This window comes from Sphingobacterium sp. UBA2610, from assembly GCF_002339225.1.
Classification (GTDB): domain Bacteria; phylum Bacteroidota; class Bacteroidia; order Sphingobacteriales; family Sphingobacteriaceae; genus Sphingobacterium; species Sphingobacterium multivorum.
The window spans coordinates 73,046-98,435 of sequence record NZ_DDKA01000022.1 but is presented as its reverse complement, the minus strand read 5'-3'; the positions used below and the strand labels follow the sequence as shown (position 1 = coordinate 98,435).

Here is a 25,390-nt window from a genome sequence, read left to right as displayed (position 1 = left end):
CTATCTTATATTATAAATATTTAGTAGTAGTCTACCATAATTTTCTTCTGAAAATTGCGTAGCAGCAACGGTTACATTTTTAATAATATTTTCCCTTTTCACATCATCACTAACTAATTCCCTAATACTGTCAGCAATTTCGCTATCAAGATCGGGAGAACTGGGCTCCAATAGAATGCCCGAATACTGGTCTTCAATCACCTCTCCTATACCTGCAAAATTACTTGCAATAATGATTTTGTTTAATAGCATTGCTTCTATGACGACCAAGGGCATATCTTCATCCTGAATGGAAGGCATTAAAACAAAATCTGCTATTGCAAGAAACTCATGATAATCATTTCGGTTTCCTAGAAAAAACACATCATCATGAAGTCCCATGGCATGCACAGCCCTCCCGAGATCCGCTCTATCCTCGCCATCTCCAATTAAAAATAGTACAAATCTTTTACCGTCGCTGTTGTCTTTTAATCGATCTAATGCCTTTATCGCATTTATCTGTCCCTTTCTTTTCGTCAAAAATGCAACCTGAACTAGAATCACAAGATTCTGTGGCAGATTATATGCTTGCAATAGCGAATCACGAGTCGACGTGATAGGTTTAGCTCTTACAACATTTTTTACCAACACGATTTTATCACGGTCGAAACCTGCATTTTCGGACAGATTAGCTTTTGCTAAATTAGAGGCCGTCACAAAATTGTCTACGCAGAGATTGACAATAGGATTAATGAGGTGCCCAAAAAACTTCGGCCTTCTAGCCTGATTATTAACCTGGTAAACAATATTTTTAATACCAAAAAGTTTAGCTACGATAGCCAATTGCGAACAGGTCCTCGCCGCAGGATACCCACCATTATTGATGTGTAATATATCTGGTTTACTATGGCGCAGCAACTGTATAAACTTGATACTATTAAAAAGAAAATAGAAACCAGAATAATAAAATGAGGTTAATACTATCTTTATTAAAATTGCAAGGAAAGTGTTAGTTTTCTTTGTGATATTGTGGTTAATAGTATCATTGGAAACCAATTTCAAAGGGATAATTTTTCCTTTAAAAGAACCAAAATCCGATTCCATGGCAGATGAATATTGTTTGTGGGCCCTATATGCAAAAGTAATTTCATAGTTTTTTGAAAGAACTGAATTCTGAACTAAAAAGGACATTAACCTTTCACTACCTCCATAGATATAACAATCACTATATACCAATAATCTCTTTCCCATAATCAAAAAACTATCTTCTCGCCAACAGACTGGTGAGTGAATTTCTAAAATCTTTACTAAAAGCAAAAAAAGCCAAACAGGTGAGCGTAAAAAGCCCCCCAACATATGAAAAATAAATTAGCAGGTGACCCACACTTTTCTTTACAGGCAAAAGCGGACCAATGGTTAACGATATTACCCCTATGATAACTACTCCCAATAAAATTCCAATAGCATTTTTGGATACAAAATCTTTCCAGTCAACGGCCATATATCTGCTACTAAAATATAAATAAAAAATAGCATACAAGGCAAATGCTACAAGTTTGAAAATAGCAAAGGAAAGTATCCCAAGCCGGTTGAAGCTGAAAACTACTCCGACCCAATAGATTAGCGGCAAGAATAGACTAACAAAGTACATTTCTTTTAATTTATTTTTAGCTACTACCGCTATTCCTCCCGGAGAAGTAACAAAATTAAATAAATATATCAAAAACATTATCTTGATGATCGAAATAGCTGGTTCGTATTGGCTACCAACCCAAAGGAGAATTAACTTGTCCATTGAGAATACCACAATTAGCGTTGCAAAAATAGACAAAGGGACACCAAATAAAATGACAGTGCGATAAGCTGCGTTTAGTTTATCTGTCGATCCTAAACCAATATAGTGATTAAATTTAACAGAAAAAGGATTATATAAAATCCCGAAAAGTGACCTGGCAAAGGTCATCAAGCTCAGACATACACTGAATAGCGCAACGTCCTTCAAACTTGCTATTTTTGCGATAACGATGCTATCTATTTCATAATATAAAACCCATGAAATGGTCAGTATCAGGCTACCATAGGCTAGTCCCTTAATCTTACTATAAATCACCTTATTGAATTTGCAATATTTAAAGAAAAGCCTAAAATTATAGTCGTAATCTTTTTTTGCTATAAGAAATCCAATGAGAACGACAACGAGATTTAACAACTGAAAAATAAAATAATATGTAACAATGGGATATTCAAAAAAATGAAATAAAATTACAGCTATTCCTATTTTTACTAAATTAACGATGGCATAAAGGCGCTGGTATTTAAAATCTTCGAGCCTGATATTAAAAATAAGCTGGATGATTCGATGCAAAAGAGTAATCGGCAAAGAGGCCAAAAATATCAACAAAAGATCTTTTGCCACTTGAAGCTCATCTGCCGATTCTATCCCCTTAAGGGCGATTGATGGGTTTAGGTAACCATAGAAAATCATTACCGCAAAAAGAGCAAACATGGTGAACATAATGAATAAGACAAAGCCTAAAATTTTATATTCCTGTTCTTTATCTTTTTGAATAAATGCTTCGGCCGCATATTTTATGCCCGCTGATAAAAAACCAAAATCCGCATATGACAAAAATAAATTTAAAGAGATAACGAAACTATAAATACCGAAGTAACTCTGGTTTGACGAGAGATATGGGGTAACGATAAACATCGTGGCAAATCCCGACACCAAGGAGAGGATCTGCCAAAAATAGATTTTTAATATCCCTTTCATGCCCCTACCAGGTTAATAAGTCCCTGATCTTCACAAGTCGTTTCGAAATAATCGTTTAAAAGATCTTTATTTATATTATCCAAAGGATGAGTAAAATTTGCTACAAAATCAGCTTCAGTGACTGTAAGTTTAATAAAAGACTTCCCGTCAAAAGGTGAGACGAGTTTTAAACCTTCGAATGTCAGGTCGTTTTCAACTGGATCAAATAAGATATAGTTTACATTTGCAAGTATCGCATCCAATACCATCGTAGATGTCGGGCCAACCACTAAAGATGCATTTTTGAGGCAATCCTCTTTAGAATCTTCACTTATGGTAAAAAAATCGTCAATTAAATTCCTGCTGTAAAAATCAGCATTCTCGGAAGGATGTAATCTTAAATTAGCTTTCTTTACACCAATTTTCCGCAATATACTTTTAATTTTTTCAAGATAAGTTAACGATACCGAACGATTCGGCAAATTGAGGAAATCTGAGGAACTGGGTGTACCGTTGATTGCTTTCGTCAATACCAAAATGTTGTCCAAGGATGATCGCAAGGATGTGAACTGAAAATTGTGATAAACGGGATGCTGTAATGTTAAAATTTTATTCGGATCTACACCCACATCTACATAATTTTTCTTGATACCTTCTCCCCAAACAACCAGATATTTTGCGCGATTATCGTCAATACAATTATATCGCGCAGGTAAGCCATGCAAATACACAAACGTGGGAATGCCGATTTCATTAAGTGTATGAATCGTCAAATTTTCATAAAATGATAGATCATTTGGAAAAAATGCAGCCTTTAGCTTATTTTTTTTTACAAACTCTTCAATACACCGCTTATACGCTTTGATAAGATTATGAAATTCTTTACTATAAATTGCCCTTAAGCTCCGCTCATTACGGACTTTATTAATTGCATTAATCGTTTTATAAACATTTCCAGGATAAACGTTGTTTCTGAACGACGCAGACCACGGTGGGGCCACTATCCTAGCTCCGAGGGGCACCGTCACATATGCATTACTAATAATTAAATCCGTAGGTTCCGTCATTAAAGTCCCTGAAACCACTGATTTGATCTTCAGAATCCATCGGGTAGCAAGACTTTTCAGCAAATTAAATCGGCTATAAACGTTTCCCTTCTGATGGTCGCCATAATTGTAAAGAATCCCATTACTCTCATATAAAAATATGTCGTAGAGTTCCTGTTCAGCGAGTTCAGTAGAAATCGAATTCAAATAATGATTACCTTTTTGCATTTTAATAAATATCATCAAAACTAACCCTCGTTCCCTTTTCGAGAGCCTTATTCACATGTTTCCCCAATATTGCTGATAAATATTTCGGATGTAATCCAAATCCAGGACGAATGGACCTCACATTTTCCGTTGTGATCAAATCTCCCTCAGCTACGTTTTCTACGAAATATAACGACCGTGAAAAATCTTTGCCTTTAATTTGTTTATCTGTCAAGTCGTAAGTCACTTTCCCTATTGCTGATTCTGCCTCGCGTACAGCTTTTACCATATCGGTGAACTCCTGCTCGTTCATTGAAAATGACGCGTCAGGTCCACCTATTGAACGGTCAAGAATGAAATGCTTTTCAATAATTTTGGCGCCAAAGCAAGTCGCAACAATTGGTACTGTAGCCCCCATTGTATGATCCGACAACCCCGTAATCACACCGAATCTATCAGCAAAATCCTTGATCATTACCATATTCGCTTCCTCAATAGGAGCGGGATAAGAAGATGTGCATTTTAGCAAGGCAATATCGGTATTACCCATACGATAACATGCATCCAAGGCTAGTTCAATGTCTTCTTTTGAAGCAATCCCTGTAGAAATAATGACCGGCTTTCCTTTCGAAGCAATCAGCTCTATCAACGGGATATCTGTTATCTCAAATGATGCGATTTTATAAGCGGGTGTATCTAAAGATTCCAAAAAATCAACTGATGTCGGATCGAAAGGTGATGAAAAACAAATAAGTCCTTCTTTTTCGGCAAGATCAAAAATCTCTTTATGCCATTCCCACGGTGTATATGCTTCTTTGTAAAGATCGTGTAAATTGCGTCCCTCCCAAATAGTTCCCTTTATTAAAAAATCATCTTTAGAACATGGAATAGTCATAGTATCTGCAGTATAAGTTTGCAGTTTAATACAATTTGCTCCGGCTCTCTTTGCGGCCCGTACGGTCTCTAAAGCAGTTTCCAATTTTCCATTATGATTTGCAGAAAGTTCCGCTATAATAAAAACAGAAGAAGAATTGTTTATTTCAAAATTGCCTATTTTCATATTTTTAACATATTGTCCTTATAATTTGAAATGCCTCCGCATGTTCACATCCAACTGCAATACCCCATCGTTGGGCTTGTATTGTTAACGCTTGAGGAGATCTTGGATGAGGGAAAGGTCTCGATTCAAAAACATATGCCTCCATTCCATTTATTTTTGCTTTTATATGCTCAGCACTTACAGCGACAAACAAATTGGGTAGAAAATGCCGGGGGTCAGAATTTGCTCTCCATTCTGTACCGGACGCCGTTTCAAAGCAAATTATTGTCTTTACTCTTTCATCTTCCATCGGCCTGCAAGAGGTTATAACAGCTTCAAAAGTCCGCTGATGATCAATATTAACATCTCCGCCATGATGCGTAAAAATTACCTCTGCTTTAAACTCTTCTTTTTCCGCTTCTATAACTTTAATAATATCTAATAAGTTTACTGAGTCGAACCTATTATCAGGGAAATCATAGATACCAACTGAGTGATACCCAATAGCATCTTGAGCGTTTTTTATGTTTTTCCGATGAATTTCTAACTCTTCCTTCCACAGTTGCAGATCCCTAGAATCTGCACGAGAAGTTAACCCTTCACCTAAGATCACCACCCGGGTAACTACATTATATTCGTTTATCAACTTATTCATTGTAGCCCCCAGACCAAGTAATTCATCATCTGGGTGAGCAACAACAATAAGGATCTTTTTATTTCTTAATGATTCTAACATCAGCTAAAAGTATTTTATTCGATTCTCTTTTTACTCGCGAAAATTCTAGTCTATAATTCTCAAGCTCAACAAACGCTTGGGGATAACCTTCCGCATCTAACATCCTTATATAATCATATACGTCTTCAAGTTCCTCCAATTGACTGATATCACTTTCCGAAGGCTTTCTTCTCGTAAACTTCGTTATGGTACCTTCTTGTTGTTTCGGTACAGGATTTTCAGTTATAATTTTGCCAATCATGCCCTGTATTGTTATGCTTGCTCTCAATAAAATCTCTTGAGCCGTACCAAACAAAGGGAGAGGGTACTTTAAATAAATAGGACCAGAATCAATCCCTTCCTGGACTTTTAAAGCAGAAATCTTTGTTTCTTTCAATCCTCTCACAATTAGATTCTGAAGAGGACTCCCTCCCCGACCAAAAGGGAGGTCGGTCATATGAAAGACAATACATTCGAATTTCTCAAAAATTCCGCTGGGAATAATATGTGACCAATGAGGTATAAATACTTTACTTGGCCTAATCTGCTCTAAATTCTCTTTACAAAACTGTTCCTTTGTCGTAATCAAAATCCAGCGATACTGAGGAAAGCTAGATTTTAGATTGAGAAATAGTTCTTGATGCCAATTTTTTTCAGATAAAACTACAAATGTCTCCATTGATTTTCTTTTTAAATATATATGTTTCATCATGAGTCACGCTTTCTTCAAATCCCAATTTTCTGAAAACTGAAAGAGAAGCGCTATTGGTAGACTTTACAACTGCCTTTAATTTGCTTCCTGGAGAAACTTTTTCAAAGATTAAACTAACTATTAGCTTTCCATAACCCTTTCCTCGGTGGTTTACATCAATTGAATAATCGATCTCCCAGCAATCATCTACTTTATCTAACCGAATTTGTCCTACCGAAGTTGCTTGCTGATCAACCAAAATAAAAATTTTAGATGATAAGTCTTGCAGTTTCAATCTATACCATGCTACATGGTTTTCCCAAACTATAGGCTTCGAATCAAAAGAGTTGTTTCTCACACTATCTTCGTTCGCCCATCTGAAAAGTAGATCAATATCTTGAGGGTACGCCTGTCGTAAGGTAGCCAATTCTGACCTTTTCTTAGCATGAATAACAACATCGATAAATTTTCCATTAAAAAAACAATGCTCTTTCAGAATAGCCTCCTTAAAGAAACCCATACGCTCCACAGCTGAATACAACGCTGGTCTTAAATCAAATGCATATGTATATATCTTATGTAATTTAAGGTTATCAAACGCAACCTTTTGTATTAAATCCAAATATATTTTCCAGTGGAATTCAAATTCATTTATTTCAAGATCAGTCTGCATCACAAACGAAATCTCTGCATTTTTATCGATCCAGTTAATATGAACGAGCCCTCCGTAACCTATACACCGACTTTTAAAAAGATATGAAAATAAAATCTGATCAGGATAGTCTTTATCAAACAAATTTATAACTGTATTTTTAAAATAGTTATCTTGATCCTCATTAGTTAATGGCTTACTTTGACGCAGATGATAAATCTGCTCATTGCGCCATCGCATTATATCTAAACGATCTTCATACCGAATTGGAACAATAGAATAGTCCCCATGTTTATAAACTTGTTGTGAGAGTATTTTATATCGATGCATACCATAACGTATTTTTAATTTAACCGCTTAAACCCTCCGTGACATACTGCGCCCTGGAGCAGTGTATTGAGGTCCCTTACTCCTCGCTCCACATTTCCAATAGCTTCATACACCAAGTTCAATTCATTAAAATAGCGCTCAATTATGTCATCGGTATGCTTAATACAAGCATAAAAATTGGTGCTCGCCAGAAATCCTTTTTTTAACATCTCTTGACTAATGAAAGTCTTATAAATTAAGGCATTTTCACTATTAAAAGAGTATGTACTTAAAGCAGGTATGCCGCTGATGTTAATTTCTAATTTATGTAGATTAGCAAGATTTTGCCATCCAAGCCTAACTTTTTTCCCTATTGCTGTGATTTGATCATAGGATTTTTCTTCCTCAATTGCTTTCAACGCTGCGAGCGCTGCTGTAGGGCCTATCCTCTCTGTCCAAAATGTACTACTTATGAAAGTTGTTTGGGCAGCTTCCATAACATCTTTCTTTCCTACAATAGCTGTAAGTGCATAACCATTAGCAATGGTTTTACCAAAAACGGTAAGGTCAGGCTCAACTTCATACTTTTTAAAGATTCCGCCATATGTCTCCCTAAAACCAGAAGTACATTCATCGAAAATTAGTACAATGCCTTTCTCCGTGGCCAAGTTTCTAACTTTTTGTAAGAAATTATCTTCGGGACCAAAATTGCGAAGAACTTCCATTTTTATCACGCCGATATCATGTTTCTCGACAAGATGAAGTAACTCGTTATAATCATTATACATAAACGGATACACCGAGTTTTTAAGATGTTTTGGCACACCATTCACGTCTAATCCAGCTAATAAATGATTTGATAAATCTTCCCCTTGATCATTTAAATTAACGGATAAATACCAATCATGCCAGCCATGGTATCCACAAATAGCAATGTTGTCTTTACCACTTGCAGCTCTCGCAATTCGAATTGCTATAGCATTCGCTTCGCCGCCACTTCGCGCGAAACGCACCATATCAGCCCATGGATTAATCTCAATCAGTTTTTCGGCCAGATAGACTTCCTCAGGACAATTTAAGGTCGTCATATTTCCATTTTCTATAACACCTCTAACCGCAAAATCAACTCTTTCGTCAGCATATCCCAATGTGTTCGTACCAACACCCATCATTGACATATCATAAAACATATTACCATCCAAGTCCCAAACTTGACAACCTTTGGATTTTGAATAATACGCTGGCCACAAGTCAGGTAAAAACATTTCCGGCCTTTTTGACAATAGCATTGTTCCTCCAGGGATAAGAGTTTTTGCCTTTTTATATAATTCTTGTCCTTTTCCCATTATATATCGTTTTTTAATGATTTGAGATAACCTTCATTTCTAATAATCCCTGCGTTTAGATCAGAAATACTAGAATTTAATAAATATTTCGTGTAATCTAACCAAGAAGCGTTCTTCCCTAGTGCTAAAATTAGCTGCTCAATTACTTTAAAATCTACCTGTTCATCCACAGTCATGCGCACTTTGGAATAATCTGCCGAACAAGGGAAATCTAAACATGTAAATCCATTTTTAGAATTCCGAATATAAGGAGTTACATGTTCTCTTTCAGACAGTAATGACGCTTTCTCCCATGCGCGTTCCAAGGCGCTAAATTTAAAGACTTCAACATCTTGTCCATCGGGAAAATTTTCTATAATTCCAGTCGAACAATAGTCAACATCGTTCACTAATGCGCAAGAAATCACTGCATCTATTAGATCTGGATCTATAAGTGGGCAATCTGATGTAACCCTTACGACCCATGTGGGTCTTTCATTTTTAACACTTTGATAAAAGCGATCAAGAACATCATTTTCAGAACCAGCAAAGCAATAAAAATTATTTTGCTCGGAAATATCCCTTATTATATTATCCGCTGTATTATCTGTTGTTGCAACGATTACTTTATCGACTCTATGCGCCTTTCTTATCCTATTTAAATGTATGATCAACAGCGGCTCATGATCAATTTCCATCAGCACTTTACCTGGCAACCTGGTACTACCTGTACGAGCCTGCGTAATCAATACTACTTTAGCTTGTTCCATAATGTAGGATTAATTAAATCTATATCTTTTATTTTAATTCGTTCGACCTCCATTAACGCTTCTTTTGGGACCCTTCGTTGTAAACTTACAATATTCTGCAGCAACTGCTCCCAATTATCTACCCCTATTAATACGCTATTGATCATCCTGTTTTTAAAAGTATAATGGAGAGCCAAATCTTGTATTGATATGTTGTACCTCTCAGCAATATCATTAATAAACGACAACTCCTCCTTTAAAACTCCTGCAACCGGATTATCACTTTCGGGAGACATAAAGAACAGGCCTTGTAGAAAACAAGATCGCGTATGGATCTCCTTATCCGAATTCGAGGCCTTTTCTAAAACCTCATTTCGAAGATGGCAATTATCAAAAAGATTATACGGTATCTGGATGAAATCGATTAAAGGATCTTCAATCGATTTTATTGCTTCTTCATTTGTATAAACTGAAACACCTATCTTATTAATTTGTCCCTTTTCTTTCAATTTACGAAGCTGTCTACTAACGTCTTTTATCCTACGATTATAAGAGGCAAAAGAATGAAAAGAAAAACCATACAGGCTATCGACCTCTAACTGATCAAGATACCTTTCAACTTTTTCGTCAATTTGCTCCGTAAACTCATGCGGCAGCTTTGTTAGTATATTGAAACGTGTAGCGGCATTTCTACGGTGGAACAGCCCGATAATATCATGCGCATTACCATAAGCTTCGGCCGTATCCAAGAATGTAATTCCTGACTTGAATGCTTCCTCTAACAATGTCAAACTATTAGCTAGTGTGATTTGTCCATGTACATTGTTAATACCGTATGGTAAGCCAAGCTGAACTGTTCCTAAAATTAGCTTATTCAGCATAAAATTTTGCAATAAGATCAATAACAAGTTGCTGTTCCTCTTGTGTTAACGTCGGATACATTGGCAAGCTAATACATTGTTTGTAATACTTTTCAGCGTTAGGTCGATCACCTTCTTTCCAGCCTAACTGCCTATAATACGGCATTAAATGACAAGGAATATAATGAATCTGCGCAAACACATCGTTGGTACGCAAATAATCGTATAATTCTTTCCTTTTAGGGACTTCAATAACATACAGATGATACGCATGTCCATCAACTTCACCGGACTGCCCTTTAATATTCGGATTAGTAGCAAAAGCCTTGTTATAGATCGAGGCTATTTCCTTTCGCCTTTCAAGTCCTTGCTCCGCTCGTTTCAACTGGCTATTACCTAATGCCGCCTGAAAATCAGTGATTCGATAATTATAACCCAGTATTTGCATTTCCATATACCATTGTGGGTATGAATCTTTTCCGCCTGCGAATTCGATCGAATTCTGATAAGAATCATCGTTTTTCACGATTCCATGCGTTCTCAACTGAAGTAACCTACGATATAAAGATTCATCGTTAGTTGTTATCATTCCACCCTCTCCCGAAGCAATGTGTTTGACCGGATGAAATGAAAAGATTGCCAAATCGGCAAAAACACCATTGCCACAAAGCTGTTTATTAGCTTTAGAATCAATAAAATATCCCCCTGGAGCATGACAGGCATCTTCAATAATCCACAAACCGAACTCATCGGCTAGCATTCTAAATGCCTCTAAATCTACTGGCCTGCCTGCAAAATCAACAGGAATTATTCCAGTATACGTACCCCTTGGAGCGGCTTCAAGCAATTCCCTTACGGAATTAATATCCAATAAATAGGTTTTTGGATCTATATCAGCAAAAATAACATCTCCGCCACAATAACGGATGCAATTCGCGGAGGCGGCAAAGGTAATAGGCGTAGTGATCACTTTTTGGCCTTCCTTAACATCCAAAGCCAAAGCACATAAATGTAGAGCTGCAGTTCCATTGGCTACCGCAACTGCATACTTTGCACCGACATATTTTGCAAAAGCTTCTTCAAATTCTAGGATTTTTGGTCCTTGCGTCAAAAAATCAGATTGCAAAGTTTCTATAACAACCTCGATATCTTCTTGTGTAATATGCTGTTTTCCGTATGGTATCGCCATAATTAAATATTATAATGTAAAACTTGGATCCACATGCTCAACGATTAAACTCCTCAAAGAATCAACCGTTTCCCAATCTGTATTTTCACCAGAATTATATTTAAAACCCAGTTCAACTTTCTCAGCGTTAAATGTTGAAATAAAATTAGATAAACTCCAATTTGTAACAGCAGGAAGTATAACATAGTATTTACCCAAATCATAGGTATTAAAGGAGTCAGACGGTGTTATCATTTCTTCATGTATCTTTTCCCCCGGTCGAATGCCAACCACCTTATGCTCACATTCCGGACCTATTGCCTCAGCAACGTCCATAATCTTATAAGATGATATTTTAGGCACAAAGATTTCTCCTCCCCATGCCGTAAAAAGTGCATGCATGACCATATCGACACCACCACTAAGTGATATATTAAACCTCGTCATATTTGCATCTGTAATAGGCAAAATACCTTCTTGTTTCTTATTGATAAAAAAGGGAATTACAGAACCATTAGACCCCATAACGTTACCATATCTAACCACAGAAAACCGGATTGGATTATTTCCTTTGATATTATTTGCAGCAACAAATAATTTATCTGAAGCTAGTTTTGTTGCACCATATAAGTTAATAGGAGCACACGCTTTATCAGTAGATAGCGCTACTACACGCTCAACTTCTGTCTCCAGGCAGGCATCAATTACATTTTGAGCACCATGAATGTTCGTTTTGACACATTCATCTGGATTATATTCAGCAATGTGCACATGCTTCATTGCTGCTGCGTGTATTACATAATTAATCCCTTTCATCGCACGCACAAGTCTACTTTTATCTCGCACATCCCCTATAAAAAAACGTACTTGCGGGTATAGCGATTCTGGAAATTCTTGAGCCATTTGAAATTGCTTTTGCTCATCTCGGGAAAAAATCACCAATCTTTTTACTTCTGGATATTGTTGCAAGATGTGTTTCGTTAATGCTTTGCCAAGAGATCCAGTTCCTCCTGTAATTAGTACTGATTTATTTGCTAAATTCATGGTTATTTCATTCATTACGAATTATTCTGTTATTTGATAATCCCTTTAAATAAAAGGGCTAACCCTGCTATAAATGCGCCTACAATAAAGGCTATTACAGCAGCTTTAAGCGAAGATATCTTGTCGTTTTCTAAGGGCAATCTCGGTTCATCCACAATCTGAATCAGAGGAGAATCCTTTAAAAGATTCATTTTCGACATTTCTAAATGTTGAACCAATTGGCCTAAGATGGCTTTATTTGTCTCTGCAGAAAATTGAGATCGCTGAACTGGAGCAGTTCTCTGGGCCTGCCTAGTGGGGTTCAAGTTGGGGGTCTGGTCGACTGTAATTGCAGCTGATGAAATTGCACCGTTCATCACCGATCGAACAGAATCTACCTTATTCTGTAAAATTTTAACTGTCTCAAGAGACTTTTTGGTTTTTGTCCGGACATAAAAATCATTCACTTGGTCGACTAATGAGATATTCAATTCCTGCGCAAAAGATTCATCATCTGATCTTACCGCAATTTTTAATAGAGACAATTTCTTATCTAACTTTCCAACGTCAAGTGCATTCCGCTTAATATCGGATACTATAGCAGTAACAACGCTATCCCTTTTTCTTTGTAATAGTTTATCCGGTTGTGTTATATTATTATAATTTATTTTTAGAAGATCGGGCGAATTTTTTATCCAATTTTCTTTAATATGTTCCTGATTGAGGTATTGATCCAGAAGTGTTTTGTGAGATTCTGTACTTGTTTTTTGAAGTAAAGCAGCCTCAATCATTTTTTGGGATTTATACAATTCCAAAAGATTGTCTCCTTGAAAAATACCGTTTCCCCCACCCTGTAAGTCTATCCCTACCATCGCTGCAACACCGGCATATTGTCCTAATCCACCTCCTTGTTCTCCAGTCTCTAGTACGAATGTGGTTGTCGCGGTGTAAGTAGTTTTTTTGTTTTTAGCAAATAAAAAACCAGCTGCCCCACCAATGATCCCCGTTATTACCAAGATATACCATTTAGATATTAGATATTTAAATGGTTTCTTTAACTTGAAAACCAGCTCCTTAATTGAAATTTCGTCAGAAGCTACTCTTTCACTATGATTACCTTTTTGGTTCATTTTATTAACGTAATAAAGAAACTATAATAGCCGCCAAAGAAGCAATACCTGTTCCTAATCCAACCCAGCCTTGCGCACTCATACGTTCTCTCGGAGCCCGTTTAGGCACGACAATCTCAGCCCCTGGTTTAACTTCTGGATACCCCCCATCTTTGCCTTTTACAGCACCATTTGCATATTGAACGAATACACGCTTTTTCAAGGCATTGTCGGTAAACCCTCCTGCCTGGTTGACATAGTACTTTAAGCTCTTGCCTTTGACATACACAACGTTGTTTGGATTCAAGACCTCACCAACAACTTTCACGGTCTCTAGCTCTTTTGGCACGGTGATAATATCGCCGTCTAGAACGAGAAGGTCACCCTTTTCATAAGGCTTTTCTAAAATTTTATCTAATTCAATACCTACTAGGTCACTCGGCTCGATATCTGATGTGGACACTCCAGTTTGGGAAACCTTTGCTAAAGCTGCACTTTTTGCTTTGGAATCATCATTATTCTTGTCAGGATCTTTATCTAGGCTAGCATCTTTTTTATTACCATCTTCATCGAGGTCGTATTTTTCCAATTCTTTCTTCAACCGCTCCTTTTCTTTCTTCTCTTGTTCTTTCAATTTAGACATACCGGTACGTTTCAGGGAAGCTCCTTCGGTATAAGCATAGGGTGTAAGCCCTCCCGCACGTTTAATAATATCCGAAATACGTTCATCTTCACGTGCAATCGTATAGAAACCGGGATATAGTACCTCACCTTCGATTTTGACCTGACGTTGTGTTCGGAAACCCGCATCGCCTAATATGGAAATAACATCATAAGGTTGTAATGTCATATTGGGATCTGTGAGCACACCATCTTTAATATCCACCAAAATTGTTTTGGAAGATCGATGATCAGTAACCTCTTGGTTCTGAATACGACGGGCAATTTCTACACGGGCATTTTTTGCAGTTTCGGTAAGCCCCCCTGCCTTCTGAATAACATCACCTAAAGTTGTGTTGCTCGCAAAAGGGAATTCCCCGGGAAATCGTACCTCGCCTTGAACAGTGAATTTATATTCGTCCCTTAAATCAAAGATGGACGAAATCTCAATCTTATCTTCTCGTTTTAATGGAATATCGGTTGCAGTTCCAGCAAGGACATCGCGTACATTGAAATTGATCAATTCGGAGGTATTATCTGCTTTAAGACGATTGATGATGCCGCGTTCCAAGAAGGCGTCCTCACGAACGCCATCGGCCATCTCCAGCACTTGTCTTAACGTCATACCTGGCTCCAAACCAAATATGCCGGGACGAAATACGGCCCCTAATACACTGATACGGTTGGCAAAACGATCCAAAATAGGTTCTACAATATATTGATCGCCACTTTTGGGCGTGTAGTTTGCAAATTGGTCGGCGTAAATATCTTGTACACTGCGCTCACGTCCTGTAGTCTGTAAAACTTTAACCTTTGCACTATAGGCATTTTCGGTAAAATCGCCTGCATAACGCAAGATATCGGAAAGGGATTCTCCGGGTACGGTCTCAAAAATGGCGGGACGCTTCACTTCGCCCTCAAATTGTACTCTGGCTCCGTAAACCGGGATATGAATGATATCTTGATCTTGTAAACGGATATTACCTTGTTGTATGCCATTCGCCAAGAAATCATAGACATCAATCGTGCTCACCACACGATTACCACGAATCACCTGAATTTTACGATAAGTTCCGTTTTTATTCGGTCCGCCAGAGGCATACAATGCATTGAATACAGTCGCCAAGGAAGGCAGGCTGTAAGTTCCCGGCTTAGTAACAGCCCCTGTCAAGGTCACACGAATGGTGCGAATATTACCGATGTTGACGCTCACTTGGGTTCTTCCGGAGCGTAACGCTGGATAAGTCCCGCTCAAACGTTGCTCAATCTTACTTTTTGCCGCAGCAATGGATAATCCGGCCACATTGATCTGACCCACATATTCTACTTTAATTGTTCCATCGGGACTTACTGGAAGCTGATAAGAGGCTTCATTATCGCCTGTAATATCTAACAGAATCTCATCGTCTGGACCGATAATATAGGAGCTCGGTGTAGCCATACGCAGATTGGGCTCGAAGGTGATGGCATTATTCTTAAAGAGGTCTGAGCCAAAGATCTTGAGCTTGCCTTCTTCATTTTCCATCGAATCTCTTCTATTGGTCTGCTTATTTTGCAAAGAATCTGCATGGGAGTAACCATCTACCTGACGGCCATTGCTGCGCGTATTGCGCGATTGGCTGGAAGATACTTGTGACGGATTTGGCTGCTGCTTTTTACGTTTGATATTCGCCAGACGTTCTTTTAATTTTTGAACCTCGACAGCTGAAACGCCCTGCGCACGTGCAAAGCCATCTAACTGACTTTCGTCGTAACCCATTAAAGCGGCCTGTTTGACATACTGTTCAATCTGTGCGTCACTTAGATTGTCTACTTTTATATTGGCAGGATTGGTCTGTGCGTGTACTGTACCCACAAATCCTGCTATGCATAACCATAATATTATTCTTTTCATCGACACTGCGGTATTTGCCGCAAAATTAGTAAAACTATTTAATTAAATGATTGAAATATTTCCTGAATCGGCTTTTTAACTGTAATTGATTCGTTATTCAACGAGACTTTGAAAAAGTCTATTGTAATAAACGTAAAAACTATTCCTTTCGCTACACAATAGTGTAGTGGAGCATCATCGTATTATTTTTTTTATTTAACGAAATAGTTAATCCAATAAGAAGGCTTATATTTGCGCATGCGCCAAATTATTTACACAAAAGCTATTCTTATTACGTTAGGATGTGGCCTATTGTCTTCTTGCCTAAAAAAAGATCTTTACCAAGGCAGTAAGACCGAAGATGGAAAAGAAGTATCACCTCCCGATAACGGCGAAAATGCAAACCGATACGTCTACCCCTTTGCTGAGGAAAAGACGGGACAAGAAGCGGAACTTATCATCGAGTTTCAACCGGGGCAGGAAATATCCCAAACGCCCACTGTAAGTATTCCGCCACTAAAATATAATAAGAGCTTATTGTTTATGCTCACACAGGACGACTGTAAGCAGTCGGCATTCAGCATGACCTGGGCAGCGATTAATGGCAAACCGATAGACCGCTCGGACATCAAACGGAAATATTATTTCGATATTGAGCACCTGGAAGCTGATGATATGCCACCAAACAGTTACCTGCTGGGCAAAACACTAGGCAGTACGGATGGCGTTGGCAATGAAGTCAGGTTCCATTTTACCACCACGCTGGCGCCGGAATGGGCCTTTATGAACGATCCAACAGTGGTAAAGAAAGGGTTTAAGGAAAATTTCTTCCGCTTTTATATGAAAGCTGGTCTACGGTGGAACAACGTGATCGAAATGATTAACGACGGTAATGCCATTGCTTTCCACGACCTCAATACCACCGCAGTCAACACTGTTGACTCGCTGATTAAGCATTTTGACCTTGCGCAACAAATCACTAAAAAACGGTTGAATGGGCGAAACATGAAATTTTTGGCCGAGCCAAATGGAAATAAATCGTACCTACAGGCGGCACTTGGCTTTCCGGCAATTCAGACCATGACGGCACAGACCGGTGCCGATAAGCTTATCCCGTATCAGGTCAATTCGTCCCTAAACCAAAAGACTTTGGCCCGGGTATTTGTCAATCGCGCGGCTGAGGTAGAAAAGCTGGTCAACGATGCTGTCGCAAAAGATATGGCTAACCGCGAGGCTGTCCATATTGGTGTGCACGAAACGGATCAGGACTGGGCGCAGCTTCTGCTCTGGCTCAATGATACCTATGGGAAAGACGGCAAGGACATCTTGTGGTTTCCTTCGCAAGAGGAGTATTACGAATACAATTATAACCGACAAAACAGCCTGATCAGCAGCCGTATCGACGGGAATAAGTTGATCGTGAACGTCAAATTACCAAATCAAGCGGATTTCTACTACCCTGCGCTAACATTAAATATCAGCGGATTAGACAAAAATAGCATCAAATCCATCTCGTCAAATGATGCTGTAACGGGGCTCACCTATGGCAATTTTGAAAAAGGCATCAGTGTTAATATAGACTGCCGCACATTTATACTGCAACATGCAACACACTATGTCGATCGCTATCTCGCTAAAAAATCTGCCGCAAACCTGTTAGATGCAAAGTATCATGTCCATGCGCTAAAAGATTCGGATGAAAAGAAGAAGCTGCTTCGCGCTCTGGGTATAGAGTAAAGAATCACAGCGGAAAGAGTGGACATTTATGGAACACCATGGAGCGGCAAGACGCCTTGTTATAAAAATGAACAACTGCCCTTACAAGGATTTGTTCGTCTGCAACAGGCTCCAATGAATGAGTTTGAGTGGCAAACGGGGCTTAAAGGCTTTATCGCGGTATTACCCAGCTGTACTTCTATCCGGTGGAACAAGGAATTATTTTCCAACATGAATACCATTTTGGAAAAGATTATCGCTCAGGTTCCTGTTGGTTACTTAAAATGCTTACCGGATGCTGCTGCGGCAGAGCTATGCCATTCTTATCTTTTTTCGAACGAATAAAAGGGACCTGATTCGTACCTGCTTCGGTCTTGCTTCGACCGCGGACAGACCTTGACCCAATAGGCAACAGACCTTGACCAGATCCCGAACAGGAATTATCTGGTCAGTACCTGCACAAAATTTCTATACGTATTCATCAGCCCCGAACGCGGTCCGAAGACAATACGAAGAACGTGCGAAGAAATGAAATAAAAAATCCCCCATTTGTCGACGAGACCTTTGGGGGATTTTTTTATAGCTTTTTTTGATTAACGTTTCTTGAACATGCCGCGCTCGGGACGGGGGGTGACCAGCCCTTGGCTAATGCTTCGGCGGCTTTTGCTGCTCACAGTACTTAATGCAGCCTTAGTTGTGATACCGGGCAAAGCATCATTCAATGCCGTAGCCAGCATCGTCTCCTTCTTATCACCAAAGTCGACAAAAACATAATCATCAACATTACTTTTATCGGGACTAAGTCCGTCCCAATAGTCTGATATCCCTTTGGAATTGCGCAGCATAAAGGATACTGGCCAAAAGGAGACTTTATTACGAATCACTTCTTCAAAAAATCCGACAGGCTTACCGTAGGTTCGGCTACCTGAAGCAATCACCTCGACGGTCAGATGTGGTTTGAGCACATTGATCAACATCTCTGCTGCCGAGGCAGTACCTTCGCTCACAAGAAAGTAAACCTTAGTCAGATTGAGGCTGCTGCTCCCACTGAAATAGGTATTTGCAAATTCTTTGCTGAGCTGTGCATCATTTTTGATGTAATCGTTTACATCATAGGTCAACATCAATCGCTTATCCGCACCGATGGTTCCAGCGATTTTATCGGCAACATAAACGGAGGATTCGACGTAACCTCCTCCATTATAACGCAGATCAACAATCAGGCTCTTAATACCTGCAGTTTGAAACTTCGTAAAGGCATCGTCCATATTCTTTTTGTTGGTCGCATTGCTGCCAATCTCTTCAAACGAAGACAGGGCCAAATAACCAACACTACTGCCATTGTAGGTGTAGACCTCATCTTTGTAAATTGGATTGATCGTATAACCATTGGCGTAAGTAAGATCTTCGCTCATCGTTGTCCCGTCCTGATGTTTAACCTGCAGTTTAAGTGTACCCGCGTCCAAGGCTGCATTCAGTTTATTCATCATTTTGTCCCGGGCACTTGCATCATTAATCGAACAACCAGTCGTCGTACAGGTAACAGCAATCGAGTAATCGGAATCGCCGTTGACAGCAGTAATAAAATCTGAACGTTTAAAACCTGCTTTTTGCGCAGGCGATCCGCCCTCGACAAAATAGATGATAGGCTGTGCTGTCTTTCCATCTTCAGTTCCCAATTGCACATAGATGCCATACCCGTCGTTCGTATCCATTTTAAGCCTACTGGAAGCTGTTGTTCCGGTATTATAACCATCTAGCCCCAACATATAGGAAAACCGGTCCAATACACCACCTGAATAAGAAGCATGTGCTGGGGTCATTTTCTTCAATGCGTCAAGCACCAAATCTGCTGAGCCATATTTATCGGTGAATTGAGAAGGATCACTGGTATAATCAGGAATGGATTTTTCCCAAAGTGAATACAACTTATAATATTTATAGATATCATCCTTGATCAGCTGCGCTTCGGTACGCTCCACTGGTTCCGGCTCGGGCTCGGGTTTAGGATTATCCTTTTTGCAAGAGAAGACAAAAAGTCCAGTTAGTGCTAGGATAGCCAAACGTCCTGTTTGTTTTAATGGCGCTACGTTCATAGTTGAAACATTTGTAAAACAAACATAATTAATTTACTCCGATCCACAATAAAAAAAACACGCTGACCATGGGGAGTGCCAGCGTGTTTACTACCTATTGAAAAACGTTAGGAGAACAAGCAAAGGCATAAGATAGTTTTAACAAAATCAAAAAATACCCGCCAAGCCCGTTTTTTATAACATATTGATTTAATACTTATATTTCTCTTTCCATTTGTCCCGTAAACTCTGTCTCAATTTTTCCTCCTGTGAATTTTGCCCAGGCTCATACAATTTGACACCACTAATTTCTTTGGGCAGAAATTCCTGAACGACAAAGTTTCCCGGATAGGCATGTGCATATTTGTATTCGGCCCCATAATTTAAGTCTTTCATCAATTTGGTCGGCGCATTACGGATATGCAGCGGTACAGACAGATCACCAGTTTGTTTTACCAAGGCCTGCGCTTTATTGATTGCTTCATAGGAAGCGTTGCTTTTAACAGAAGTCGCCAAATAGATAACCGTTTGCGAAAGAATGATACGTGATTCGGGCCACCCAATAACATTGACAGCCTGAAAGCAATTGTTCGCCAACAACAAGGCATTCGGATTGGCATTGCCAATATCTTCAGAAGCTAAAATCAACAACCTCCGTGCAATAAAGGATGGATCCTCCCCGCCTTCGATCATCCGTGCAAGCCAATAGACCGCGGCATTCGGATCAGACCCCCGGATTGATTTAATAAAGGCCGAAATTATATCGTAATGCTGCTCCCCCGCTTTATCATAAATGGCCATATTTTGCTGTACCTGCTTCAAAACAAAAGCATTTGTAATTGGCTCTTTGTGTAGTACAGCAGCATTCACAACCAATTCGATAACATTCAACAATTTACGTGCATCGCCACCGGACAACCGCAACAAGGCCTCATATTCTTCGACAACAATCGCTTGTTTCTGTAAATATTCATCTTCATGTAATGCTTTTTGAATTAATCCAATCAGATCTTGTTCCGAAAGATGTTCCAATACATACACTTGGCAACGCGAGAGCAAAGCGGAGATGACCTCGAACGATGGGTTTTCTGTTGTTGCACCAATAAGTGTCACCAATCCGCGCTCAACAGCTCCTAACAGGGAATCCTGCTGCGACTTGGAAAAACGGTGAATCTCATCAATAAATAAAATGGGTTGATCTTGGTTGAAGTTCATCAGCCGTTCGGCTTTTTCGATGACTTCACGAATATCTTTCACCCCTGCTTGAATCGCACTTAATGAAAAGAAAGGCCGGTCGAGCGCTCTTGCGATCAGCAAGGCCAAACTTGTTTTTCCGACCCCGGGAGGTCCCCACAGAATCATGGATGGAATATTTTTTTGCTGGATCGCATGATAGAGTACCGCATCTGGGCCCACAATATGTTGTTGTCCCACATAATCACTCAATTGCCGCGGTCTAAGTCGTTCTGCTAATGGAATTCGTGTCGCCATAACACAAAGTTAAAAATTAAACGGCACAGCAACTAAATATTTTAGCTTTATTCATCCAAACTCTGCTATTATGAGTTCTGCAAAGCGATAAGCATCAAGCTTTCATAAGCATAGTTTTGAGGGTCATCATTCGCCGTTCGATATTACTTTAACATTTTTTCACACAATTTTTCGTCATATTTGCGCTATGATATATGTAAATTGCTTTTGGCAGCGCATAACCGACCGTACAGGTTTATCGAATGAAGGAGTAGATTGCTCAAATATGTCCTTTAGCTAAATTTATGTAGACGTTAATAATAACGTAATATTTTATGAGAATGACAAAATACTGGATTGCTATAGTTACCGCTTTGACTGCATTCACGAATATACCATGTCAGGTAATCGCACAGGATGCCGCCAAAGATTATACTGGCGCAATAAAACAATACGATGCTTCCTTTAAAGGTATCGGTCCAGAGGTCTACTTTTTACCACCTCCAAAAACGGCCAATGAAATACTAGCAGAGAATTATGCAGACAAGAAGTCGTTCAGCAAAGAAATTGCCAGGCAGCTCCTGCTCCAGCGACTGTTATTGCAACTGCGGAGCACAAATAACGTGGGCCATTTTCAATATTTGATGAACCCCATGCCTACTGCGGCAAAGAGCTGGGATAGTGCTATAGAGACACAAACAAAAGCTGAAAACTGGATTGCGGGCTATGCGCTTGCCAATGAAGCAGCCTTATTTTCAATTAAAAATAACGATAGCAGCAACGCCTCAAAATTTCTATATCAGGCGCTTTCCTTGGCAAATCGTACCGATAACAGAGATGATATTGCTACCATTAATATGAACATCAGCAATTTCCAGCTGTATCGTGGAGACTTTGTACGTGCTGAAGAGAGCGCACAAAATTACCATACCTATGCCATGAAGAGCAAAAGCTATGCAGACCAAGCCAACGCCTGGCTTTTAATTGCTATGGCACGAGCCGGTCAGGGAAACTATAAAACTGCCGAAAACAATATTATCCGCAGTGCGATCCCTTTGCTCAATAAGGCCAAAGCCTATGAGGGGAAGATTTTCGCATGGGAAATGCTTGCTGAAATTTATTTTAAGCAAAATAAATTTACCGAGGCTCAGTGGTTTCTGCTACAGGCCCGCGACTTGGCCAATGCAAAAAAACTAAGTAGCGAGCTCGCTGAAATCGAATACTTGTTGGCCTCATCCAAGCAAAAAGATGGTAATTATAAGGTGGCGATCAAAGAATTTGTGCAAGCGGCAGAACTCGCTTCAGATGAAAATAATAAACAACTGTCGCTGGCTATATTGGACAAACTTGGCGAGGTATATCTTGTGCTAAAAGATTATCCATCTGCTGATCAGACCTACAAAGCCTATACGCAGTTGAAAAATGAATTGTACAATTGAAACATTTAAAACAATCTACCCCTTCTAGTGGTCTTTTGAAAGAGCCGTCTACAAAGACATTTTAAGCTTTTTGTAAATATTGAAGGATAAATCAAATAAATTTTTAGATTCTGCGATAATGTGCTACGAATTTCACTAAATTTAGCACGCTTATCAATAAGAGCTGAATATTTTTTAAATAAAAATGATTATTAAAACCGTCGAAAATATGTTTAGGAAACTCATATTTGCACTTTTTGTTGTATCCATTGTTTCTTGTGGTTCAAAACCACGGGTAGCACTTCCTGATGATGGAGGGCTTAAACCAAGCACACAACATCAAATTATCGCTAAAGAAGTCTCTGGATTATTGGAAAATGCGAGCTACAAAAAGGTCAAAATGAATGATTCGATATCGGGCATCATATACGATAATCTGATCAAAAGTTTGGATCAAGGAAAAAATTATTTGCTTCAAGCGGATGTTGATGAATTTCAAGCGTACAGAAACAATCTTGCGCAGGATATCAAAAATGGAGATCTTTCTGCGGCATTCCATATTTTTAATGTCTATTCGAAGAGATACCTGGACAGAATGCAATATGCGCTTTCAGAAATTGACAAGAAACAGGATTATACGAAGGATGAGTATTACCAACCTAATCGTGAAAAACTGGGCTGGTTTAAAACTGCAGATGAAGCCAACGACCAATGGCGTAAACGCGTAAAATACGACCTACTGAACTTAGAAACTGCCAGTGGTAAATCGACCGACAGTGCGCGAACCAAACAGGTAGAAACATTAAAAAAACGCTACGTCAATTTGATCTCTCAGGCCAAAAAAACCAACGCAAACGATGCTTTTCAGGTGGTCATGCAAGCATTGACCGATGCTGTTGACCCACATACGTCCTATTTTAACCCATCCTTTGCCCAGGCGTTTAATGAGGGAATGGCCAATACGTTTGAAGGGATCGGTGCAAGATTATCGATCGATAATGAAGCGGTAAGCATCTTTGAAATTATCCCCGGTGGACCAATATTCAAAGACAAGAGCATTCATGTCAATGATAAAATCATCGCTGTAGCCCAAGGAAAAGATGGTGAATTCGAAGACATTATTGGCTGGAGACTTGATGCAGCCGTAGCAAAAATCAAAGGTCCAAAAGGAACCATTGTCCGCCTGAAAATTATACCTGCTGGTCAGCCCATGAACTCTCATCCGCGCATTGTATCTTTAGTACGTGAGAAAATCGTTGTTGAAGAAGAGTCTGCGAAAAAAGAAATTACGAGCGTTAAAGGATCAGACGGAAAAACGTACAAAGTGGGTATCATCAATATTCCGAAGTTCTACATGGATTTTGAAGCTTACAGAAGACGCGATCCAAACTATAAGAGCACAACGAGAGACGTTAGGTTAATCTTAGACACCTTGAAACAAGAAAAAGTAGATGCTGTGGTTATCGATTTGCGATTCAATGGTGGCGGTTCCTTACCGGAAGCCATTGATTTAACCGGTTTATTTATCGACAAAGGTCCAGTTGTACAAGTAAGAGACACAAAAAATAACATCGATGTCGAAGAAGATAAAAACGCGGGTGTATCCTGGGATGGTCCATTGGGCATCATGATCAACCGCTTCTCGGCTTCGGCTTCTGAAATCTTTGCCGGTGCTATTCAAGATTATGGAAGAGGTATTATCTTGGGATCTCAAAGTTATGGTAAAGGAACAGTGCAATCGGCAATCGACATGTCACGCGTTATTAGCCCAACCAGCCGCTTATTGCTAAAAGCCTCAGGTGAAAAAGATCCGGACACCCCAGAAGGTGCTCCTCAATATGGCCAGATCAATATCACACTAGGTAAATTCTATCGTGTAAACGGTAGTAGTACACAACATAAAGGGGTTACACCAGATATCGCATTCCCTTCACAGTTCTCCGCAGAAAAATTTGGAGAGAGCTCAGAAAAATCAGCACTCCCTTGGGATCAGATCCAATCGAGCAACTTCAAAAAAGTAGCTGATCTAAGTGCTGTTGACAAAAAGTTAGAAGCAATGCATGAGGCACGCATTAAAAACTCATTGGAATATAAGTATCTGAAAGAGGATATTGAAGAAGCTCAAAAAGATGAGGATGTTAAAATTCCATTGGAACTCAACAAATTCAAAAAAGAGAAAGATGACAACCTCAAGAAAAATAGAGATCGCATCAACGCTTTATTGAAATTGCAGGGTAAACCAGCTTGGGAGGAAGGTAAGTCCCAACCTAAAATCGATCTTGACTTTGTGAAAGATGAAAGTGCCAAAGTGATGACCGATTATATCATCAACTTTGGAACAAAAAAACCGTTGTAATTTCAACGTTTCAAAAGCTAGAAAATGAAAGGCAACCGTAACTGCGGTTGCTTTTTTTTTAATATTAAATTCACGTTTTCTTTGTAACTTATCGCTACATTCATTGTTTTAGTAATATACCGGTACTGCTTAAAGTCCGAATGATTCCCATAGCTCATACGCTAAAGATTTTGCAGGACAGGATGCACCAACCAGGTT

At 39.1% G+C, this 25,390-nt stretch carries 20 protein-coding genes; 4 read left to right on the top strand and 16 right to left on the bottom strand.

What is annotated here, in order from left to right:
- From B4Z47_RS15675 to B4Z47_RS15610, 14 genes are read right to left on the bottom strand one after another with little or no spacing between them, the layout of a single operon-like run.
- The gene (locus B4Z47_RS15675; RefSeq protein WP_286727559.1) at positions 1-1,230 is read right to left on the bottom strand and encodes a glycosyltransferase family 4 protein; all 1,230 of its coding nucleotides are present in this window, start codon (positions 1,228-1,230) and stop codon (positions 1-3) included.
- Positions 1,231-1,240: 10 nt separating this feature from the next.
- On the bottom strand, positions 1,241-2,752 hold the full coding sequence (locus B4Z47_RS15670) for an oligosaccharide flippase family protein (RefSeq protein WP_349676663.1): 1,512 nt from the start codon (positions 2,750-2,752) through the stop codon (positions 1,241-1,243).
- Positions 2,749-4,005, bottom strand: a complete 1,257-nt coding sequence (locus B4Z47_RS15665) for a hypothetical protein (protein WP_286727557.1) — start codon at positions 4,003-4,005, stop codon at positions 2,749-2,751. Before B4Z47_RS15665 ends, B4Z47_RS15670 begins: the two co-directional genes overlap by 4 nt.
- Before the next feature lies 1 nt (position 4,006).
- A complete protein-coding gene (gene pseI / locus B4Z47_RS15660; protein ID WP_286727556.1) occupies positions 4,007-5,044 on the bottom strand; it encodes a pseudaminic acid synthase in 1,038 nt (345 codons plus the stop codon).
- A gap of 4 nt (positions 5,045-5,048) precedes the next feature.
- Positions 5,049-5,759, bottom strand: a complete 711-nt coding sequence (locus B4Z47_RS15655) for a PIG-L deacetylase family protein (protein ID WP_286727555.1) — start codon at positions 5,757-5,759, stop codon at positions 5,049-5,051.
- Positions 5,737-6,417 carry a formyltransferase family protein gene (locus B4Z47_RS15650; protein ID WP_286727554.1) on the bottom strand — a complete coding sequence of 227 codons (681 nt, stop codon included), beginning with the start codon at positions 6,415-6,417 and terminating at the stop codon, positions 5,737-5,739. The genes B4Z47_RS15655 and B4Z47_RS15650 overlap by 23 nt, the downstream gene beginning before the upstream one ends.
- Positions 6,392-7,411, bottom strand: a complete 1,020-nt coding sequence (locus B4Z47_RS15645) for a GNAT family N-acetyltransferase (protein ID WP_286727553.1) — start codon at positions 7,409-7,411, stop codon at positions 6,392-6,394. Before B4Z47_RS15645 ends, B4Z47_RS15650 begins: the two co-directional genes overlap by 26 nt.
- A gap of 14 nt (positions 7,412-7,425) precedes the next feature.
- On the bottom strand, positions 7,426-8,736 hold the full coding sequence (locus B4Z47_RS15640) for an aminotransferase class III-fold pyridoxal phosphate-dependent enzyme (RefSeq protein WP_286727552.1): 1,311 nt from the start codon (positions 8,734-8,736) through the stop codon (positions 7,426-7,428).
- Positions 8,736-9,485: a glycosyltransferase family protein gene (locus tag B4Z47_RS15635; RefSeq protein WP_286727551.1), complete on the bottom strand. Its 750-nt coding sequence runs from the start codon at positions 9,483-9,485 to the stop codon at positions 8,736-8,738. Before B4Z47_RS15635 ends, B4Z47_RS15640 begins: the two co-directional genes overlap by 1 nt.
- Entirely contained in the window at positions 9,467-10,345 is an 879-nt protein-coding gene (locus B4Z47_RS15630; RefSeq protein ID WP_286727550.1) for an aldo/keto reductase, read from the bottom strand. Before B4Z47_RS15630 ends, B4Z47_RS15635 begins: the two co-directional genes overlap by 19 nt.
- A complete protein-coding gene (gene pseC, locus B4Z47_RS15625) occupies positions 10,335-11,513 on the bottom strand; it encodes a UDP-4-amino-4,6-dideoxy-N-acetyl-beta-L-altrosamine transaminase (protein ID WP_286727549.1) in 1,179 nt (392 codons plus the stop codon). Before pseC ends, B4Z47_RS15630 begins: the two co-directional genes overlap by 11 nt.
- 9 nt (positions 11,514-11,522) lie before the next feature.
- Positions 11,523-12,551, bottom strand: coding sequence for a UDP-N-acetylglucosamine 4,6-dehydratase (inverting) (gene pseB, locus B4Z47_RS15620; protein ID WP_286727548.1), 1,029 nt, complete (start codon positions 12,549-12,551; stop codon positions 11,523-11,525).
- Positions 12,552-12,565: 14 nt separating this feature from the next.
- The gene (locus B4Z47_RS15615; protein WP_286727547.1) at positions 12,566-13,645 is read right to left on the bottom strand and encodes a lipopolysaccharide biosynthesis protein; all 1,080 of its coding nucleotides are present in this window, start codon (positions 13,643-13,645) and stop codon (positions 12,566-12,568) included.
- 4 nt (positions 13,646-13,649) lie between these two features.
- Entirely contained in the window at positions 13,650-16,178 is a 2,529-nt protein-coding gene (locus B4Z47_RS15610) for an SLBB domain-containing protein (protein ID WP_286727546.1), read from the bottom strand.
- Between the two features lie 237 nt (positions 16,179-16,415).
- On the opposite strand from B4Z47_RS15610, the gene B4Z47_RS15605 reads away from it, so the two are divergent.
- Positions 16,416-17,894 (top strand): hypothetical protein, encoded by a 1,479-nt coding sequence (locus B4Z47_RS15605; RefSeq protein WP_286727545.1) that lies wholly within the window; start codon positions 16,416-16,418, stop codon positions 17,892-17,894.
- Positions 17,895-17,912: 18 nt separating this feature from the next.
- A complete protein-coding gene (locus B4Z47_RS15600; protein WP_286727544.1) occupies positions 17,913-18,218 on the top strand; it encodes a hypothetical protein in 306 nt (101 codons plus the stop codon).
- 248 nt (positions 18,219-18,466) lie between these two features.
- Here B4Z47_RS15600 and B4Z47_RS15595 read toward each other — a convergent pair whose 3' ends face one another.
- Positions 18,467-19,969 carry a S41 family peptidase gene (locus tag B4Z47_RS15595; protein ID WP_286727543.1) on the bottom strand — a complete coding sequence of 501 codons (1,503 nt, stop codon included), beginning with the start codon at positions 19,967-19,969 and terminating at the stop codon, positions 18,467-18,469.
- Positions 19,970-20,158: 189 nt separating this feature from the next.
- Positions 20,159-21,439 carry a replication-associated recombination protein A gene (locus B4Z47_RS15590; RefSeq protein WP_286727542.1) on the bottom strand — a complete coding sequence of 427 codons (1,281 nt, stop codon included), beginning with the start codon at positions 21,437-21,439 and terminating at the stop codon, positions 20,159-20,161.
- A 314-nt stretch (positions 21,440-21,753) separates the two neighbouring features.
- On the opposite strand from B4Z47_RS15590, the gene B4Z47_RS15585 reads away from it, so the two are divergent.
- Together B4Z47_RS15585 and B4Z47_RS15580 are read left to right on the top strand one after the other, a co-directional pair.
- A complete protein-coding gene (locus B4Z47_RS15585; RefSeq protein ID WP_286727541.1) occupies positions 21,754-22,857 on the top strand; it encodes a tetratricopeptide repeat protein in 1,104 nt (367 codons plus the stop codon).
- A 208-nt stretch (positions 22,858-23,065) separates the two neighbouring features.
- A complete protein-coding gene (locus B4Z47_RS15580) occupies positions 23,066-25,192 on the top strand; it encodes a carboxy terminal-processing peptidase (RefSeq protein WP_286727540.1) in 2,127 nt (708 codons plus the stop codon).
- Positions 25,193-25,390 lie beyond the last annotated feature (198 nt).